The 17,630-nt window shown below is 64.5% G+C and carries 22 protein-coding genes; 16 read left to right on the top strand and 6 right to left on the bottom strand.

The window, feature by feature from the left end; all coding sequences use genetic code 11:
• Nucleotides 1-3: 3 nt before the first annotated feature.
• Entirely contained in the window at nt 4-651 is a 648-nt protein-coding gene (locus AB5I39_RS04460; RefSeq protein WP_404371686.1) for a hypothetical protein, read from the bottom strand.
• A 123-nt stretch (nt 652-774) separates the two neighbouring features.
• Here AB5I39_RS04460 and AB5I39_RS04465 point away from each other — a divergent pair, with 123 nt between their 5' ends.
• The 4 genes from AB5I39_RS04465 (at nt 775) to AB5I39_RS04480 (ending at nt 5,779) form a co-directional block, all read left to right on the top strand.
• Complete coding sequence (locus AB5I39_RS04465) at nt 775-1,434, top strand: response regulator (RefSeq protein WP_404371688.1); 660 nt, start codon at nt 775-777, stop codon at nt 1,432-1,434.
• 112 nt (nt 1,435-1,546) lie between these two features.
• Nucleotides 1,547-2,935, top strand: coding sequence for a sensor histidine kinase (locus tag AB5I39_RS04470; protein WP_404371690.1), 1,389 nt, complete (start codon nt 1,547-1,549; stop codon nt 2,933-2,935).
• Nucleotides 2,936-3,347: 412 nt separating this feature from the next.
• The gene (locus AB5I39_RS04475) at nt 3,348-5,288 is read left to right on the top strand and encodes a ribonucleoside-diphosphate reductase subunit alpha (protein WP_404371693.1); all 1,941 of its coding nucleotides are present in this window, start codon (nt 3,348-3,350) and stop codon (nt 5,286-5,288) included.
• A 68-nt stretch (nt 5,289-5,356) separates the two neighbouring features.
• Nucleotides 5,357-5,779 carry an endonuclease domain-containing protein gene (locus AB5I39_RS04480; protein ID WP_404371695.1) on the top strand — a complete coding sequence of 141 codons (423 nt, stop codon included), beginning with the start codon at nt 5,357-5,359 and terminating at the stop codon, nt 5,777-5,779.
• Nucleotides 5,780-5,847: 68 nt separating this feature from the next.
• Here the strand turns inward: AB5I39_RS04480 and AB5I39_RS04485 are convergent, their stop codons facing one another.
• Nucleotides 5,848-6,108, bottom strand: a complete 261-nt coding sequence (locus AB5I39_RS04485; protein WP_404371698.1) for a DUF2171 domain-containing protein — start codon at nt 6,106-6,108, stop codon at nt 5,848-5,850.
• Between the two features lie 71 nt (nt 6,109-6,179).
• Here AB5I39_RS04485 and AB5I39_RS04490 point away from each other — a divergent pair, with 71 nt between their 5' ends.
• The 7 genes from AB5I39_RS04490 to AB5I39_RS04520 all read left to right on the top strand — a co-directional run bounded on the left by AB5I39_RS04490 (nt 6,180) and on the right by AB5I39_RS04520 (nt 9,275).
• Nucleotides 6,180-6,485 carry a hypothetical protein gene (locus tag AB5I39_RS04490; protein WP_404371701.1) on the top strand — a complete coding sequence of 102 codons (306 nt, stop codon included), beginning with the start codon at nt 6,180-6,182 and terminating at the stop codon, nt 6,483-6,485.
• Nucleotides 6,482-6,682, top strand: a complete 201-nt coding sequence (locus AB5I39_RS04495; protein ID WP_404371703.1) for a hypothetical protein — start codon at nt 6,482-6,484, stop codon at nt 6,680-6,682. Before AB5I39_RS04490 ends, AB5I39_RS04495 begins: the two co-directional genes overlap by 4 nt.
• A gap of 40 nt (nt 6,683-6,722) precedes the next feature.
• Nucleotides 6,723-6,935, top strand: a complete 213-nt coding sequence (locus AB5I39_RS04500) for a hypothetical protein (protein WP_404371706.1) — start codon at nt 6,723-6,725, stop codon at nt 6,933-6,935.
• Nucleotides 6,936-6,973: 38 nt separating this feature from the next.
• Nucleotides 6,974-8,029: a ribonucleotide-diphosphate reductase subunit beta gene (locus AB5I39_RS04505; RefSeq protein WP_404371709.1), complete on the top strand. Its 1,056-nt coding sequence runs from the start codon at nt 6,974-6,976 to the stop codon at nt 8,027-8,029.
• Nucleotides 8,030-8,034: 5 nt separating this feature from the next.
• On the top strand, nt 8,035-8,202 hold the full coding sequence (locus tag AB5I39_RS04510) for a YodC family protein (protein WP_404374007.1): 168 nt from the start codon (nt 8,035-8,037) through the stop codon (nt 8,200-8,202).
• Entirely contained in the window at nt 8,189-8,932 is a 744-nt protein-coding gene (locus AB5I39_RS04515; RefSeq protein ID WP_404371712.1) for a putative phage abortive infection protein, read from the top strand. The genes AB5I39_RS04510 and AB5I39_RS04515 overlap by 14 nt, the downstream gene beginning before the upstream one ends.
• Nucleotides 8,933-9,005: 73 nt before the next feature.
• Complete coding sequence (locus AB5I39_RS04520) at nt 9,006-9,275, top strand: DUF2442 domain-containing protein (protein ID WP_404371715.1); 270 nt, start codon at nt 9,006-9,008, stop codon at nt 9,273-9,275.
• Between the two features lie 27 nt (nt 9,276-9,302).
• Here the strand turns inward: AB5I39_RS04520 and AB5I39_RS04525 are convergent, their stop codons facing one another.
• Nucleotides 9,303-9,467: a hypothetical protein gene (locus tag AB5I39_RS04525; protein WP_404371718.1), complete on the bottom strand. Its 165-nt coding sequence runs from the start codon at nt 9,465-9,467 to the stop codon at nt 9,303-9,305.
• A gap of 256 nt (nt 9,468-9,723) precedes the next feature.
• On the opposite strand from AB5I39_RS04525, the gene AB5I39_RS04530 reads away from it, so the two are divergent.
• Nucleotides 9,724-10,356, top strand: coding sequence for a hypothetical protein (locus tag AB5I39_RS04530; protein WP_404371721.1), 633 nt, complete (start codon nt 9,724-9,726; stop codon nt 10,354-10,356).
• A 119-nt stretch (nt 10,357-10,475) separates the two neighbouring features.
• Here the strand turns inward: AB5I39_RS04530 and dxs are convergent, their stop codons facing one another.
• Nucleotides 10,476-12,401, bottom strand: a complete 1,926-nt coding sequence (gene dxs / locus AB5I39_RS04535) for a 1-deoxy-D-xylulose-5-phosphate synthase (protein WP_404371723.1) — start codon at nt 12,399-12,401, stop codon at nt 10,476-10,478.
• 108 nt (nt 12,402-12,509) lie between these two features.
• On the opposite strand from dxs, the gene AB5I39_RS04540 reads away from it, so the two are divergent.
• Nucleotides 12,510-13,049: a GNAT family N-acetyltransferase gene (locus tag AB5I39_RS04540; protein ID WP_404371726.1), complete on the top strand. Its 540-nt coding sequence runs from the start codon at nt 12,510-12,512 to the stop codon at nt 13,047-13,049.
• A 9-nt stretch (nt 13,050-13,058) separates the two neighbouring features.
• Here AB5I39_RS04540 and AB5I39_RS04545 read toward each other — a convergent pair whose 3' ends face one another.
• Entirely contained in the window at nt 13,059-13,517 is a 459-nt protein-coding gene (locus AB5I39_RS04545) for a Fur family transcriptional regulator (protein WP_404371729.1), read from the bottom strand.
• Nucleotides 13,518-13,584: 67 nt separating this feature from the next.
• Entirely contained in the window at nt 13,585-13,977 is a 393-nt protein-coding gene (locus AB5I39_RS04550) for a MerC domain-containing protein (RefSeq protein WP_404371732.1), read from the bottom strand.
• A gap of 146 nt (nt 13,978-14,123) precedes the next feature.
• Between AB5I39_RS04550 and AB5I39_RS04555 the strand changes: the two genes are divergently transcribed.
• The 3 genes from AB5I39_RS04555 (at nt 14,124) to AB5I39_RS04565 (ending at nt 17,545) form a co-directional block, all read left to right on the top strand.
• Complete coding sequence (locus tag AB5I39_RS04555) at nt 14,124-15,560, top strand: phospholipase D-like domain-containing protein (RefSeq protein ID WP_404371735.1); 1,437 nt, start codon at nt 14,124-14,126, stop codon at nt 15,558-15,560.
• Between the two features lie 102 nt (nt 15,561-15,662).
• Nucleotides 15,663-16,700, top strand: coding sequence for a COX15/CtaA family protein (locus AB5I39_RS04560; protein WP_404371738.1), 1,038 nt, complete (start codon nt 15,663-15,665; stop codon nt 16,698-16,700).
• The gene (locus AB5I39_RS04565; RefSeq protein ID WP_404371741.1) at nt 16,697-17,545 is read left to right on the top strand and encodes a hypothetical protein; all 849 of its coding nucleotides are present in this window, start codon (nt 16,697-16,699) and stop codon (nt 17,543-17,545) included. Before AB5I39_RS04560 ends, AB5I39_RS04565 begins: the two co-directional genes overlap by 4 nt.
• Nucleotides 17,546-17,630: the final 85 nt, after the last annotated feature.

Raw genomic sequence — 17,630 nt, forward strand, 5'->3', positions numbered from 1 at the left:
GCCTCAGCCCGCGCTATTCGCCGTCACCGCAGCAGCGGCTGGCGGTGGAGGTGGCGGCGCACCCGCCCCATCCGGGCCGCCGTCGGGGCCGTCGTCCGGCCCGCCATCAGGCCCGCGATCCGGACCACGCCCCTCGGGTCCGCCCGGGCCGCCATGCGGGCCATGCCGCCCACCCGGCCCACCCGGACCGCCACGCGGCGGCCCCATCGGGCGCAGCGCCATCACCTTGCCATCCGCGCCGACCAGGAACGATGCATGGACGGTGCCATCGCGGAAACGTCCCTGCACCGTCACCGTCTGCCCAACGCTCACCAGCGGCGACGCGTTGCCCATGAAACCGTGGCGCGGCCCGGTTTCGATCAGCGCGCGACCGCTGGCATCCGCCATGATGAACGCCGCGCCATACACTTCGGCCACCTTGCCGCGCACGGTAACGATTGACTCGCCGTCGCTCAGCGTCCGGATCGCGGTCGGCGTCGCGGGGGCCATTTCGACCGTCGGGCCGGTCATCTGCGCGACGGTCGCCCCGCCGCCGACACCCACCGCGAGCAACGCCGTCGCGACCAGCGCGGCCTGCACCGACAGGCGGCGCTTGCGCGGGGCGGTCGGGGTCGGCTCGGCCGGGGTCGGGCCTTCGATATAGTCGGTCATGTCTGCACTCCTTGCGTTGTTGGTGTTGCCCTTTTTGCGCACGCACCCCACCACCACGCTGAACTTGCCGGTTCAGCCACCGTTTAAGCGCGCGGATTAGCGACCGGCGGGAAGGACAAGACGATGCGCATTCTGTTGGTGGAGGACGACGCGACGCTCGCCGACGGCATCGCCAAGGCGCTTCGCGCCGAACATTTCGCGGTCGATGTGGCGGCGAATGGCGAGGATGGGGCGCATCTCGGGGACACCGGCAGCTATGACGCGGCGGTGCTCGATCTTGGCCTGCCGATCAAATCGGGCATCACCGTGCTGGAGGAATGGCGCGCCGCCGGGCGTGCGCTGCCCGTCCTGATCCTCACCGCGCGCGACGGCTGGTCTGAAAAGGTCGCAGGGTTCCGCGCCGGGGCGGACGATTATCTCACCAAGCCGTTTCGCGTCGAGGAACTCGTCATGCGGCTGCGCGCGCTGGTCCGCCGCGCCACCGGCAACGCCGCCGCGCGCATCCAGTGCGGGCCCGTGTCGTTCGACGCGCAGACCGGACAAGTCGAACTGGACGGACTCCCCTTGCGCCTCACCGCGCTTGAGTGGCGGGTGCTGACCACGCTGATGCTGCGCAAGGGCGTGGTGGTCGACCGGCTCGACCTGCTCGACCATGTGTATGAAGGCGACGCCGATCCCGATTCCAACTCGCTCGAAGTGATCGTCGGGCGCCTGCGCAAGAAGATCGGCGCGGAGCGGATCGAGACCGTGCGCGGCCGCGGCTATCGGGTGGTGGAGGGGTGAAGGTTTCGCTCTCCCGGCACACCTTCCTGTTCTCCGGCGAAGGCCGGAGAACAGGGTCGCGGGGGCTGCGCCAGCAACCCTGGGCTCCGGCCTTCGCCGGAGAACACGAAGCATGACCCTCCTCCCCCGCTCGCTCTACGGTCGCCTGCTAGCCACCGCGCTCTTCGCGACGCTCGCCGCGCTCGCCTTCGCCGCGGTCTCGATCGGCGCGGTGCTCGATCGCTTCGTGATGCGCGGATTGGACGACCGGCTCGACGCGCAGATCGCGATCCTGGCCCAGGCGGTCGGGCGCGATGGCACGATCGACCGCAGCCGCCTGATCCTCGCCGCACCCTATGACGATGCGCGCGGCGGCTGGGGCTGGCGGATCGACGCGGGCGGGCGCACGCTCGCCTCCCCCGCCAAGCCCGATCTGAACGCGATGGAGGAACGCCCGCGCTTTCCCGACGGCCCACCGCCGCCGTTCGCGCGCCATGATCGCGACGACCGGCCACGCGCGCTCGACTGGCGCGACCGCGACGGCCCGCGCCACGCGCGCAGCCTGACGCTTGCCACCCCCGCCGGCCCGGTTCGGATTACCGCCTCGGCCCCGCGCGCGATCGTCGATCGCCCCTTGCGCGCGGCGATGATGCCATTGCTCGGTTCGCTGCTGCTGCTCGGGGCCGCGCTCACCCTCGCCACGCTCGTCCAGCTCCGCATCGGCCTACGCCCGCTGAAAGCCATGCGCGCAAGCCTCGCCGCGATCCGCGCGGGCAAGGCCGAGGCGCTGCCCGAAAACCAGCCAAGCGAGCTCGCCCCGCTCGCAACCGAGATCAACGCGCTGCTCGCCGAGAACGCCGCCGCGCTCGCCAACGCGCGCGGCCATGTCGCGAACCTCGCCCACGGCCTCAAGACCCCGCTCGCGACCCTCGCCCTCGCCCTCCCCCCGCACGATCCCGACGGTCAGTTGCGCGAACAGGTCGACCGAATCGACCGTGCGGTGCGCCACCATCTCGGCCGGGCCCGCGCCGCAACGCCCGGCGGCGCGATGCGCGTTGCGACCCCGCTCGCCCCCGTGCTCGCCGACCTCACCAACGCGCTCGGCCGCATCCATGCCGATCGCGGCGTCACCGCTACCGTCGAGATCGCGCCCGACCTGACAGTGGCCGTCGATCGCCAGGATCTCGACGAACTGATCGGCAACCTGCTCGACAATGCCTGGCGTTTCGCCCGCAGCCGAATCGCAGTCGAGGCACGCGTCGCCGCAGACCCGCGATTCGTCCGTCTCGACATCGCCGACGATGGCGTCGGCATCCCGCCCGAAGCACACGCCGCCGCGCTCGCCGCCGGGCAGCGACTCGACGAACGCGGCGACGGCCACGGCTTTGGCCTGTCGATCGCGCACGAACTGGCGACCCTCTACGGCGGAACCCTGAGTCTCGAATCAGCCGATCTCGGCGGCCTCGCCGCCATCGTCACCCTGCCCCGACCGCCCGCTGCGTCACCCGGTACGGCTGCGTGAAAAAAATGTCACGTTCCCGGTTCGGTCTCTTGCGTTTCGGCAAGGCCAGCTTTGACCGCGCGTCGCGCCTTGCCGGCACTTTGGCGTTGCGTTGAGCTGAATCAAAATAGCGACGAGTCGAGTCCCTAAAGTGTAATTTACCGGGTTGCACCGCAGGTCGATCCGGCACAATCTGTTGGGGTTGAGTTCGGGGGCGAACCCAAGAGCTAGTAGAACAGAGCCTGCAATCCCATATTGCAGAGAGACATCAGCCTGTGTTTACGACACGGGACGATCTTATTTTGTTCTCGTGTGTTCGCCCCGGAGGGAATAGCATGGGGGCTCGTCCCCAATTCGAACGGACCGGGAACGCGCCACGGTGAAATGGCGGCGCTCCGGCCCAGCAAGTGACGGGAAGACGAAGGCGATGACGATGGATTTTCGGGACAGCAGGGAAGCGAATACGGACATGGCAACCGATGCGATCGAGGCGCTGACGAGCAGCACCACTCCCCCGTCGAGCGACACCAGCGGCGCGAAACGTACGCTCACCGCGCGCAACGATTCGAAGGAAGTGCGCGCGCAGCTTTACCCGGTCGAGGTCGATCACTCGCGCGACGCGCTGCTGACCGAATTCGGCAAGGACACGCTGCGGGACCGGTACCTGCTGCCCGGCGAAACCTTCCAGGATCTATTCGTCCGTGTCGCCTCGGCCTATGCCGATGACGCCGCCCACGCGCAGCGCCTCTACAGCTATATCTCGCGCCTGTGGTTCATGCCCGCGACGCCGGTCCTGTCGAACGGCGGCACCGGGCGCGGCCTGCCGATTTCCTGCTTCCTCAATTCCGTGCCCGACAGCCTCAACGGCATCGTCGATACCTGGAACGAGAATGTCTGGCTCGCCTCGCGCGGCGGCGGCATCGGCACCTATTGGGGCAATGTCCGCGGCATTGGCGAGCCCGTTGGCCTCAACGGCAAGACCAGCGGCATCATCCCGTTCGTGCGCGTGATGGATTCGCTGACGCTCGCCATCTCGCAAGGGAGCCTGCGGCGTGGTTCGGCGGCGGTCTATCTCGACGTGTCGCACCCGGAGATCGAGGAGTTCCTCGAAATCCGCAAACCCTCGGGCGATTTCAACCGCAAGGCGCTCAATCTGCACCACGGCGTGCTGCTCACCGATGCCTTCATGGAAGCGGTCCGGTCGGGCAGCGAATGGACGCTGACCAGCCCGAAGGACGGCTCGGCGCGCGCCACCGTCGATGCACGCTCGCTCTTCCAGAAGCTGGTCGAAACCCGCCTCGCGACCGGTGAGCCCTACATCATCTTCTCGGATCACGTGAACAAGGCGATGCCCAAGCATCACCGCGACTTGGGTCTCAAGGTCTCGACCTCGAACCTGTGCAGCGAAATCACGCTGCCGACCGGCAAGGATCACCTCGGCAACGAGCGTACCGCCGTGTGCTGCCTGTCCTCGCTCAACCTCGAAACGTGGGATCAGTGGAAGGACGAGAAGGGCTTTATCGAGGACGTGATGCGTTTCCTCGACAACGTCCTGCAGGATTTCATCGACCGCGCCGAACCCGGCATGGAGCAGGCCGCTTACTCGGCGATGCGCGAACGCTCGGTCGGCCTGGGCGTCATGGGCTTCCACTCCTTCCTGCAGGCGCGCGGGCTGCCGTTCGAAGGCGCGATGGCCAAGTCGTGGAACCTGCGCATGTTCAAGCACATCAAGGGTCAGGTCGACGAAGCGTCGATGCACCTCGCCAATGAGCGTGGCCCCTGCCCCGATGCCGCCGACATGGGCGTGATGGAGCGCTTCAGCTGCAAGATGGCGATCGCGCCGACCGCGTCGATCAGCATCATCTGCGGCGGCACCTCCGCGTGCATCGAGCCGATCCCGGCGAACATCTACACCCACAAGACGTTGTCGGGCAGCTTCTCGATCCGCAATCCGTATCTGGAGAAACTGCTGATCGAGAAATCGAAGAACTCAGATGCCGTGTGGAATTCGATCCTCGAGCAAGGCGGATCGGTGCAGCATCTCGATTTCCTCAGCCAGGAGGAAAAGGACTGCTTCAAGACCAGCTTCGAGATCGACCAGCGCTGGCTGATCGAGCTGCAGGCCGACCGCACGCCCTTCATCGATCAGGCGACCTCGCTCAACCTCTTCATCCCCGCCGATGTCGAAAAGTGGGACCTACTGATGCTCCACTTCCGCGCGTGGGAATTGGGCATCAAGTCGCTTTACTATCTCCGCTCCAAATCGGTGCAGCGTGCCGGTTTCGCGGGCGGCGTCGAGGCCGACAACACGATCGAAAAGCCGCAATTCGACATCGAAGTGAAGAATTACGACGAATGCCTGGCGTGTCAGTGAGGTAAAATTCCCTCTCCCTTTGGGAGAGGGAGGGAGGCGCGAAGCGCCGGAAGGGTGAGGGCAGGACGTTGCGCCTCTACGCAAATCAACCGATCGGCACCGTTCCCCGCGCACGACAGCTCCGTCGTGACGCGCCCGAACCCGAACGCCGGTTGTTGCGGGCGCTAAAACAGGCTTTCCCATCGATGAAGTGGCGCCACCAAGCCCCGGTCGGCCCCTTTTACGTCGACATCCTGTGCTTTTCGGAGAAATTGGTGATCGAGGTCGATGGCGATACCCATGCCGATCGCGAATGGCGCGATGCAAGCCGAACGAACGTCATCGAAGACGAAGGATTCCGCGTGCTGCGCGTTTCGAACAACGATGTGATGCAGAATCTGGACGGCGTGATCGCGCAAATCTCCCTCTCCGTTCAGGAGAGGGAAGGGGCCCATCGCGCCAGCGATGGGAAGGGTGAGGACAGCACAAATGGCAAGGGCAGAGCGGAATGACCCGCCCTGCCCTTACCCGACCTCGCTACGCTCGGCCACCCTCTCCCGAAGGGAGAGGGGTTAAGTGCTCATTTCTCTTCTTCGAACGTCACCGCGACATCGGCGTTGGCAGAAAGGCGGACCGTGCCGTTCTCGACATCGGCGACCAGGCCGAGCGAGATGTAATGGTGGTGCCCCTCATGGCTGCCATGCCCTTCGTTGACCTGCGCGCCCGAATCCTTCTTGGTCAGCTTGATGCGGCCGCCCTCGACGTGGTCGACGGTACCGACATGGACGCCGTCGGCGCCGATGACTTCGGCATGTTCTTTAATCTGCGATGCGTCGACCATTTCCATAGCTCCTGCGTTGAGAGTGCTCGGTCCGAACGCGCATTCCGCGCTTTGGATGCAAGGAACATCGCATGAATCGACCTATTCGCACAGCGGCTGCGCTCGCGGGGGTGACGCTGCTCGCCGCCTGCGCGCATCAGGTGCCGAGCGCAGTACAGCACACGCCCGACACGCCCGGCTTCCTGCTGGGCCTGTGGCACGGCTTCATCTTCCCCGTCGCCTGGGTGCTCTCGCTGTTCGTGCCCGATATCGCGGTGTACGCGGTGCCCAACAACGGCGGCTGGTACGATTTCGGCTTCTTCATCGGCGTCGTCTTCTTGGGCGTCGGCTCGCACCGCAGCAAGACGGTGTACGTCAACCGCACGGTGCGGCGATGACCCTGTCGATCGCCATCATGTACGGCGTCGCGCTGCTGTTCACGCTGATCGGCGCGGGCCTGCTGCTCGCGCTCACACGCAAGCGGAGCGAGGCTAAAGTCTATGTTTTCCGCATGGCCGGCATCATGGCATTGTCGCTCGGCCTCGTGCTGGCGATGAGCGCGACCGCAATGTGGCGCTGGAGCCTGGCGGCATGACCGGTTTTGCCGATATTCCTCGGCCGTGGAGTGAGTCCCTTTGACCAATGCCTTCGATCTGTTCGGCGTCATCATCGCGCTCAATCTCGTCTATTTCGGCTGGGTGCTCGGCTTCGTCGCCGGCTCGCCCAAAGGGCTGTCGGCCGGCAAAGCCACCGCGCCCGCCAAATCCCCCGAACGCCGCTACCTCGGTATCGGCATGATCGTGCTGGGCCTGGCCTTCGCCGGCTTCAGCCTCTCGCGTTTGATCTGATCCACCTCTTTCAAGTCTGTCAGTCCAGGAAGAAACCCATGTCCCTCACCGAAGCCCGCAAGCAGTACAAGCCGTTCGAATACCCTTGGGCGTTCGATTTCTGGAAGCGCCAGCAGCAGATCCACTGGATGCCCGAGGAAGTGCCGCTGGGCGAGGATTGCCGCGACTGGGCGCAGAAACTCTCCGACCACGAACGCAATCTGCTCACGCAGATCTTCCGCTTCTTCACGCAAGCCGACGTGGAAGTGCAGGATTGCTATCACGAGAAATACGGCCGCATCTTCAAGCCGACCGAAATCAAGATGATGCTGGCCGCGTTCAGCAACATGGAGACGGTGCACATCGCCGCCTACAGCCATCTGCTCGACACGATCGGGATGCCCGAGAGCGAATATGGCGCCTTCCTCGAATATAGCGAGATGAAGGACAAGCACGATTACCTGCAGAAGTTCGGCGTCGATTCCGATGAGGATATCGCCAAGACGCTCGCCATGTTCGGCGGCTTCACCGAAGGGCTGCAGCTCTTCGCCAGCTTCGCGATGCTGATGAACTTCCCGCGCTTCAACAAGATGAAGGGCATGGGGCAGATCGTCACCTGGTCGATCCGCGACGAGAGCCTGCACTGCGAAGGCATCATCAAGCTGTTCCACACCTTCGTGCGCGAACGCGATTGCTTCACCAAGGGTGTGAAGTCCGACATTCGCGAGATGTGCCAGCACACCGTCCATCTCGAGGACAATTTCGTCGACCTCGCCTTTGAAATGGGCCCGGTCAACGGCATGACCGCGAAGGAAATCAAGAAGTACGTCCGCTTCACCGCCGATTGGCGGCTGGGCCAGCTCGGCCTCAAGCCGATCTTCATGATCGACGAACACCCCCTCCCCTGGCTCGCCCCGATGCTGAACGGGGTGGAGCACGCCAATTTCTTCGAACAGCGCGCAACCGAATATTCCAAGGCCGCGACGCGCGGGAATTGGAATGAAGTGTGGGAAGGGTTTGATAAGCGGCAGAAGGCGAAGGCTGGGCCTGCGGCGAATGAGGCCGACGACGCCGAGGGCGATATGTTCTCGCGGGCTGGGGTTGCGGCGGAGTGAGTGAAATGAAAATAGGAGATCTCGTTAAACTAAAATCGGGTGGTCCGTTTATGACGGTTTCTTGGATGCAAGAAGACGACGTGGGCTGCAACTGGTTCAACCAGAATGACGAACTTAAGTCTGCGCATTTTAGGGAAAACGAACTACGGTTGGTTCTAAGTGAAGAATTATAGATTAGTCTTGCTCTTTATCGCCGCAGTTTTGATAGCATGGGTTGCTATCATAATTGCTAGCGGAGCAGGCTGGAATCCCATTGGAATAAGATGGGATTTTTCTAATACTGGTGCATTTGGAGATTCTTTCGGCCCTCTAAGCGCAACTATGGCGGCTGCAGCGGCTGTTAGCGCTTTGTTAGCCTGGAATATTCAACGCAACGAGGTTCTTCGTCTTCGATCGAACGACGAACAAGCGAAGAACGATTTAGAAATCAATCGAGATGACCAAACATTTTTTAACTTACTCAGAATGTTTCAAGACGTAGTAGCCGCGACCGATATTCAGCGTTCTGATGGTCCTGATAAAAGAGGCCAAGATTCATTCGCCTTTATTTTAGATAGAGTTTCCGCCCGCCTTGAACACGGCCGAGAACAAGCTTACACAGTTATATTTAATAAATACATCAATGATCTTGGTCATTACTTTCGGATTTTATATAATATAATCGCATTTATAGATCGTTCTAGGTTGCCTGATAAGTACTTTTACGTGAAGGTTGTAAGATCTCTTTTGTCTAATGCTGAAATAGCGCTGATCGGATTAAACTGTATTTACGGAGAGGGATTGACTAAATTTAAGCCTTTGGTGGAGAAGTACGCTCTGCTCAAAAATCTCAGCCCTAGTCTAATCGAGAAATACCAATTTAAATCACATTTTGCCGCCGGAGCATTCGTACGAACAGACTAGTAGTAGTCAGAACGGGATTTTTAGCCATATGCGCGTATTTTCGAATGCAGCGCCGAGATCGAAAGCGCATGGCATGACTATTTCGCCTGAGGCCACCCCAGGGCCCACCCAAATCCGCTTCGACGCCGATCAAATGTGGGTCGAGCTCGACGACGGCCGCACACTCGGCGTGCCGCTCGCCTGGTTTCCGCGCTTGCTCAACGCCCAGCCGGACGATCTAGCCGCCGTCCAGATCAGCCCGCACGTGCTGCACTGGGACGCGCTCGATGAAGACATTTCAATCGCCGGGCTGCTAGCCGGTCGCGGTGATCGCGCAATGGTCCCGACAAGCCGCGCGGCTTGATCCCCGCTAAAGTGGCGGGCTTCGGAGCTAACCCTCAAGCTTGAGATCGCGCCAGATCTGCTCGACCGGTATCATCGCCGCGCGGTCCTTGCTCTCCGCCAAACCCCGCTCGATCTTCGCGCGCTGCCACGCCGCATGACCGCGCTCCACCGAACCGGCTTCCTCGGTCACTTTCTCGGCAGGGACGGTCACAATTACCATTTTGGCAACATGTGCCCGCTTAGCGCGCAAGGGAAGGCGACATCAACCGAAACAAGCGGAGCACAAACAACAGTCGCAGGGCGCGGAGTAAATCCGCGCCTTCGGCCGGATCGGCTGCGCCATCCGCCGGCAGAGCGCGGCGCCGAGACGCGGAATAGCTTTGCTATTCCGCGTCTCGGCGCCGCGCTGTCCTACACGAACCAGAACGGTTAAATGGTCGCGCTCCTACAACCAAGGAGCAAGACCCATGTTCAGCGACGACGAAATCCGCGACCATCCCAACCCCGACCTCCTGATCAACATGAACGAAGCCGAGGAGAAGATCGCGGCGGAGAATGCCGCCAAACGCCGGGCCAATTACGAAGCCGTCCAGCTCGCCCGCCGCCGGTTCAGCGGCTGGACCGCGGAGCGGCAGCGCACCTTCCTCGCCGCGCTTGCCGATACCGGCTGCGTCTCGGTCGCGGCGGAGGCGGCGGAGATCACCCCGCGCTCGTGCTACCGTCTGCGCCGCCATCCGAAGGGCGCGGCCTTTGCCAAGGCGTGGGACGACGCGCTGCTCGTCGCCACCGGGCGGCTGGTCGCGATCGCGTTCGAACGCGCGATCATCGGCACCCCGCGCGAAATCTGGCGTGGCGGCAAGCTCGTCGCCGAGATGTCGATCCCGTCCGACAAGATGATGATGTTCATGCTGCAACGCCTGATGCCGCTTATCTACGGCCAGACCGGCCCCGGCAACGGCACGGTCGAGGCGCAGATCGCGCACGCCCGCACCGCCTTGCCCGATACGCTCGGCGCGCTGACCGACGTGGACGAGGAAAGCCCCGACGCGCTGGTTCCCGACGATTACAAGCCCCTGCCGCCGCGCGACGAAGGTGCCTGAAGCGGGGGGCGCCTGAGGGTGCGCGCGGGCGCACGGTCGCCGATGGTGCGACTCGTGCGACTTTAGCGCCCGCGCAAACCCCGGCGATGGTGTGACTCGTGTGACTTTAGCGCTGGCCCTTACGCCCGCGCGCCCTCCGCCACCGCGCCCGAATTGTGGCGCAGCGCCTTCAGCACCGTGTCGACGATCGCATCGGCGTCCAGCCCGGCCTGGGCATATTGCACCTCGGGCTTGTCCTGGTCCTGGAACAGATCGGGCAGGCGCAACGTGCGCAGCTTGAGGCCCGCGTCGATCAGGCCGTCGTCCGACGCGAAAGTGAGCACATGCGCGCCGAGACCGCCGACTGCGCCTTCCTCGATCGTCACCGCCACTTCGTGCGTGGAGAGCAATTTGCGGATCAATTCCTCGTCGAGCGGCTTGGCGAAGCGCAGGTCGGCGACGGTCGTGCTCAGCCCCTTGGCCTCCAGCGCCTCGGCCGCCTTGAGCGATTCGCCGAGCCGCGTGCCGAGCGACAGGATCGCGACCTTGTGCCCCTGGCGCACGATGCGGCCCTTGCCGATCTCCAGCTGCTGCGCCTGCGCCGGCAGCTCGACGCCGACGCCATTGCCGCGCGGGTAGCGGATCGCGATCGGGCCGTCGTCATACAGCACGGCGGTATGCGTCATGTGGACCAGCTCGGCCTCGTCGGCCGGGGCCATCACCACCATGTTGGGCAGGGTGGCGAGATAGGTCACGTCGAACGACCCGGCATGGGTCGCGCCGTCCGCGCCGACCAGGCCCGCCCGGTCGATCGCGAAGCGCACCGGCAGGTTCTGGATGCAGACGTCGTGCACCACCTGGTCATAGGCGCGCTGCAGGAAGGTCGAATAGATCGCGCAGAACGGCCGCATCCCCTGCGCGGCGAGGCCCGCGGCGAAGGTGACGGCGTGCTGCTCGGCGATGCCGACGTCGAAGAAGCGGTCGGGATGCGCCTTGGCAAAGGTGTCGAGCCCGGTGCCCGAGGGCATCGCCGCGGTGATCGCGCAGATCCGCGGGTCGCTCTCGGCCTCGGTCGACAACTGCTTGCCGAACACGTTCTGGTACTGCGGCGGCCCCGGCGGGGCCTTGGCCTGCGCGCCGGTGATGACGTCGAACTTCTGCACGCCGTGATACTTGTCGGCCGCGGCCTCGGCCGGGGCATAGCCCTTGCCCTTCTTGGTCACGACATGGACCAGGATCGGGCCTTCCTCGGCATCGCGGACATTTTCGAGCACCGGGATCAGCTGGTCGAGATTATGCCCGTCGATCGGCCCGACGTAGTAGAAGCCCAATTCCTCGAACAGCGTGCCGCCCATGGCGATGCCGCGGGCGAATTCGTCGGTCTTGCGCATCCCTGCCGCGATCGGCTTGGGGAGGTGCTTGGCGAGCTTGCGCGCGAGGTCGCGGAAGCCGAGGAACTCGCGGCTCGACACGATCCGGCTGAGATACGCCGACAGGCCACCGACCGGCGGCGCGATCGACATGTCATTATCGTTCAGGATGACGACCAGCCGGTTGCCCGCCTGCGCCGCGTTGTTCATCGCCTCATACGCCATGCCCGCCGACATCGCGCCGTCGCCGATCACGGCGATGCCCTTGCCGGGCTTGCCCGCAATCTTGTTGGCGACGGCAAAGCCCAGGCCCGCCGAAATCGAGGTCGAGCTGTGCGCCGCGCCGAACGGGTCGTACTCGCTCTCGCTCCGCTTGGTGAAGCCCGACAGGCCACCGCCCATGCGCAGCGTGCGGATGCGGTCGCGCCTGCCGGTCAGGATCTTGTGCGGATAGCATTGGTGGCCGACGTCCCACACCAGCTTGTCGTTGGGCGTGTCGAAGACATAGTGAATCGCAACCGTCAGCTCGACCACGCCGAGCCCCGACCCGAGATGCCCGCCGGTCACGCCGACCGCGGCGATCGTCTCCTGCCGCAGCTCGTCGGCAAGCTGCCGCAGCTGAGTCGGCGCCAGCGCGCGAAGGTCGGAGGGGAGATTGACCGTGTCGAGCAGCGGCGTTTGGAGAGTATCAACCATCGGACCTGTTTAGCGCCGCTCGGTTGCCGTGTCGATTGTCCGATCATCACGCCGGATACGCGCCACATTTTCTTGACGGATGATGCACGGGCGCACCACATAGGTGCCATGCCCGGCCTCACCTACCGCCTCGCCACCGAGGCCGACATTCCTGCGATTTCCGCGCTGATGGATCGCGCGATCGATTCGCTGCAGCGGCCCTATCTCTCGTCGGAGGAGATTGCCGCGAGCCGTCTCAGCATGGGGCTCGACACGCAATTGATTGCCGACCGAACCTATTTCCTGGTCGAACAGGATGAGGAGCCGGTCGGCTGCGGCGGGTGGAGCTACCGCGCGACGCTCTATGGTGGGGATCAAAGCGCAATACAGCGCGATGCCCGCACGCTCGATCCGGCCACCGATGCGGCGCGCATCCGCGCGATGTACACCTGCCCCAGCTACACGCGCCGCGGCGTCGGACGGCTGGTGCTGGCGCTGTGCGAAGATGCCGCGCGCGCCGCGGGCTTCCGCCGGGTCGAAATGATGGCGACGCTGGCGGGCGAGCCGCTGTACCTCGCCTGCGGCTATCGCGCGATGGAACGAGTCGAGCGAATGGCGGATGCCGGTCCGCCCGTCCCGGGGGTGCGGATGGGCAAGGATTTGCCCTGAGCCGCTAGCTTACTCGCAGGTCGCGCACTTCCCGCGCACTTCGATCACCGGGCGCACCGGTGAGAACCCCGCCGCTTCCGCCGCCGAGCGCACGCCCTTGGTGATGCGATCGTCGTCGAGGTGCGTGGTCTGCCCGCAGGCATCGCACACCAGGAAGATGCAGTCGTGCAGGCAATCGGGATGGGCGTTGGCGATATAGGCGTTCGAACTCTCGACACGCCGCGCCAGGTTCGCCCCGACGAACAGGTCGAGAATGCGATAGACGCTGTTCGCCGCAACCCTACGGCCCTCGGCCTTGGAGACCGCCTCGGCAATGTCATAGGCCGAGGCCGGCTTGTCGAACCCGGCGAGCGCCTTGAAGATGTTGGCGCGCATCGTGGTCCATTGCTCGCCCGATTTTTCGAGCGTTGCCTGTGCCGCCGTCGCGAGATCGGCCCCTTGCGGCTCGTGATGATGATGCGCTGCCATCGCTAAGAGATAGGCTTTCGCCGCCCGCGCCGCAATGCGCCGACTCGGCGGATCGCTTGGGGTGCTTCTAGTGGGTGGCGCGCCGGTTGAGATCGTGACCGAGTGCCAGGATCGCGACGCCGAGCAGCGTCCACACCGTTTCCATGCCCGAACCGTCATGCGGCAGCGAGATCGCCCCCGCCATCGTGCCCAGGCCCGCCGATCCGACCACGGCCGGCATCATATAGCCATGCGTAAAGATCCCGCGCCCGAGCGCGAACACGCCGAACCCGATCGCGATCGTCAGGCCGACTTCGTGAAACAGCGGGTTCAGCAGCAGGCCGCCCGCGGTCGAGGCGAGCGCGATCAGCACCGAACTCGCGATGCAATGCACCACGCACAGCCCCGACAGCCCGATCGCCATCGAGTCGAAGCGCTGCTCGATCCACTGAAGCGCTGGAGTGTGGGCTAGGGAGGTCATTCTGCCCGTCATGTGGCACGACAGACGAAAAGTTACAACATATCATCTTGCCATTTTTTGAGGGGTCGTGCGACACCGGGTCCCGCGCTATGCGTCTTTTCCTCGGCTCCTGCCGGGCCAAAACGTGCGGTCAGGCCGTAGGAGGAATGCAAGTGGCGCTCGATCCTGAACATTTCTGGCGAACGGCGCGTGCGACCCGAATGAGCGTGATCGTCGATGCCGACGACTATTTCACCAAGGCTCGCTCGGCGATGCTGAAGGCCAAGCAGCGGATCATGCTGGTGGGATGGGATTTCGACGCGCGGATCGAACTGGTCGGCGACGGCCGCTTGCCCGATGAACCGGCCACCGTCGGCAGCTTCATCTACTGGTTGGCCGAACGGAACCCCGAGCTCGAAATCTTCCTGCTGCGCTGGGACGTCGGCGCTTTGAAGACTTTCTTACGCGCCTCGAACATCACAACGATTGCCAAATGGATGCGCCACCCGCGCATCCATACGAAGCTGGACAGCTTCCATCCCGCCGGCGCATCGCATCACCAGAAGATCGTCGTGATCGACGACTGCATCGCCTTCTGCGGCGGGATCGACATGACCAGCGAGCGCTGGGACACGCGCGACCACCGCGACGACGAACCGCGCCGCAAGACCCCGAGCGGAAAGGCTTACACCCCGTGGCACGACGCCACGACGGCCTTGCAAGGTCCGACCGCCGCCGCGCTAGGCGAATTGGCGCGCAAGCGCTGGACGCGGGCGGGGGGACACGCGCTCGATCCCGTTCCAGGCGAGAGCGATTGCTGGCCCGATGGCCTGCAGTCCGATTTTCACGATGTCGAGGTCGGCATCGCCCGGACGCGGCCGGAAATGCCGGAATGCCGCGAGGTCCGCGAGATCGAGGCGCTGTTCGTCGCGCAAATCGCCGCCGCGAAACACAGCATCTATGCCGAAAGCCAATATTTCGCCTCGCGCCGCATTGCAGAGGCGATCGCCGCCCGCCTGGCCGAACCGGATTGCCCCGAAATCGTCATCGTCAACCCGCTGACCGCACAGGGCTGGCTCGAACCGGTGGCGATGGACACCGCGCGCGCCCGGCTCGTCGCCGCGCTCAAGCAGCGCGACCCGCAGGACCGGCTACGGATGTATCACCCCTTCACCGCGGAAGGCACCGCGATCTACGTCCATGCCAAAGTGATGATCGTCGATGGCCAGACGCTCCGGATCGGTTCGGCCAACATGAACAACCGGTCGATGGGCCTCGACACCGAATGCGACGTGACGATCGATCCGGGCGCGGACGGGGCGGCGGTGATCGCGTCGATCCGCGACGGCCTGATCGCCGAGCATCTTGGCCTTCCGGTGGAGCACGTCGCACGTGAAATCGAGGCGCACGGATCGATCATCGCGACGATCGAGGCGTTGCGGGGGCCGGGTCGCTCGCTACGGCCCTATGAAATCCCGGACTTGAGCACGGTCGAAAAATGGCTGGCCGACAATGAAGTGCTTGACCCTGAAAGCCCGTCCGAAATGTTTGAAGTGACTGCGAAGAAAGGCCTGTTCCGGCGGCTCCGCCATCCGTGGGGGTGACGACTCACGCCCCTTCCCGCCGGGCGAGGCCAGCGCAACCTTTGCATTCATACCGTCCAAATCCTCAATCGACGCGAGGCTGACGGAGGCGTAAAGGGACCTATGCTTCAGGCATCCACCCTCCCCACGCGCCTTCGGCCGCACGCGCTGTCGAACTGGTTGTTTTTCGTCGCCGCGCTGGTCGTGTCGATGGTCATTATCGGCGGCATCACGCGGCTGACCGAGTCGGGCTTGTCGATCACGCAGTGGAAACCGATCAGCGGAATCATCCCGCCGCTGACCGACGCGCAGTGGCAGGCGGAATTCGATAATTACAAGAAAATCCCGGAATATCAGCAGCTCAATCGCGGCATGACGATGGCCGGGTTCCAGGCCATCTTCTTTTGGGAATATGTCCACCGCTTGCTCGGCCGCGTCGTTGGTGCCGCCTATCTGTTGCCGTTGCTCGCCTTCTGGGCCGCGCGTCGAATCCCGCGCGGCTATGTCCCGCGGCTGTTCGCATTGGTCGCCTTGGTGTGTTTCCAGGGCGCGATCGGCTGGTGGATGGTGTCGTCGGGCCTCGCCAAGCGGACCGATGTCAGCCACGTGCGACTCGCGGTGCATCTCGTCACGGCACTGACGCTGCTCGCTGGCACGGTGTGGACGGCGCTCGATTTGCGCGATCTGGCGAACAACCGGCTCGCCAACCCGGCGCGTCTACGTGCTTTTGCCGGGGCCGCGCTGCTGCTTCTTTTTGCGCAGATCATGTTCGGCGCGTTCACCGCCGGGCTCGACGCGGGCTATGCCTTTTCGAGCTGGCCGCTGATGGGCGACGAAATCTTTCCGGCGGCGACGCCGATGATCGATCCCTTGTGGCGCAACGCGGTCGATAACCCGGTCGCGGTCCAGTTCATCCACCGCTGGCTCGCCTTTGCCGCTGCGGCGGGCGTCGTCTGGCTCGGCGCAAAGGCAATCCGCGCCGGTGCGCCGCGCGCTGGGTGGACGGTGATCGTGCTGGTCGTCATGCAGATCGCGCTCGGCATCGCAACCCTGCTGAGCGGGGTCGAGATCGTGATCGCGGTCGCGCATCAGGCCAATGCCGCGCTCACGCTGATCGCGGCAACGGCGGCGGCCCATGCAGTGAGCCGCCGCACCACGTGATTCGCGCGGGCGCCGCGCTGGTAGTCCTGCTGTGGCCGAGCGCCGCAGCGGCGGAATTTCGCCCGGTCGAAGATCGCGCTTATTCTTATGAGACTGTCGAAACGCGCAGCGCGGACGGCGTCGTCCGTCGCTTTCACGCGCACCGATCGGTCGTGTTTCACCGCACCGACACAGGTTATGCCGTTACCGTCACGCTCGACGCAGTCGATGAAGGGGCGGGTGACGCGACCGGGCGGATGTTCCGCGCGGCGACCGGCGCGTTGCTCGGCAAGCCGCTTCGTTTTCGGCTCGATCCCAACGGAACGGTCCTCGACATCGAGGACGCGGACGCCGCGATCGCGCTGATCGCCGATGCGATCGAGCGGATGACCCCGCACCGGGACCGCAGCGGCGACGCGCGCATTCTCGCCAGCCCGCTCCGGCGCTTACCGTCCGAACGCAAGCGCGCGATGCTCGGCTCGATCCTCGCGCCGGTCATTGCCGGGGCTGCGGCCGATCAGCCGTCAGGCACGCGCACTATCCGCGTGCCAAGCCGCCCGCCGCTTCCGCCCGGCACTGCGCTCGCCGGCATCGAAACCGTCACGCGTGGGCCGGGCAAGATCGTGACCGTCGACATCCAGGCCGACGGGGCGATCGATGCCGCCGCGCCACCCGAGACGCATGGTCATGATCTGGCGGCGACCGCGCACACGCCGACCGCGACGATCCGCTCGCGCCGGACGCTCGACGCGGCAACCGGACTGGTGCGCGAGCTGCGCGACCGAACCGAGACGCGGGTCACCGAGGGGAACACGGTGCATTTTAGCACGATCGAAACGACAATCACGCTCCGCCTACCCGGCTGAGCACCAACGGTATCCCATTACCTGTCACGAAACCCGCCGATTGCTTGACTTTCCGCAAGCCCCACCGCATTAGGCCGCCATTGGT

The organism is Sphingomonas sp. MMS24-J45 (assembly GCF_044881195.1).
Classification (GTDB): domain Bacteria; phylum Pseudomonadota; class Alphaproteobacteria; order Sphingomonadales; family Sphingomonadaceae; genus Sphingomonas.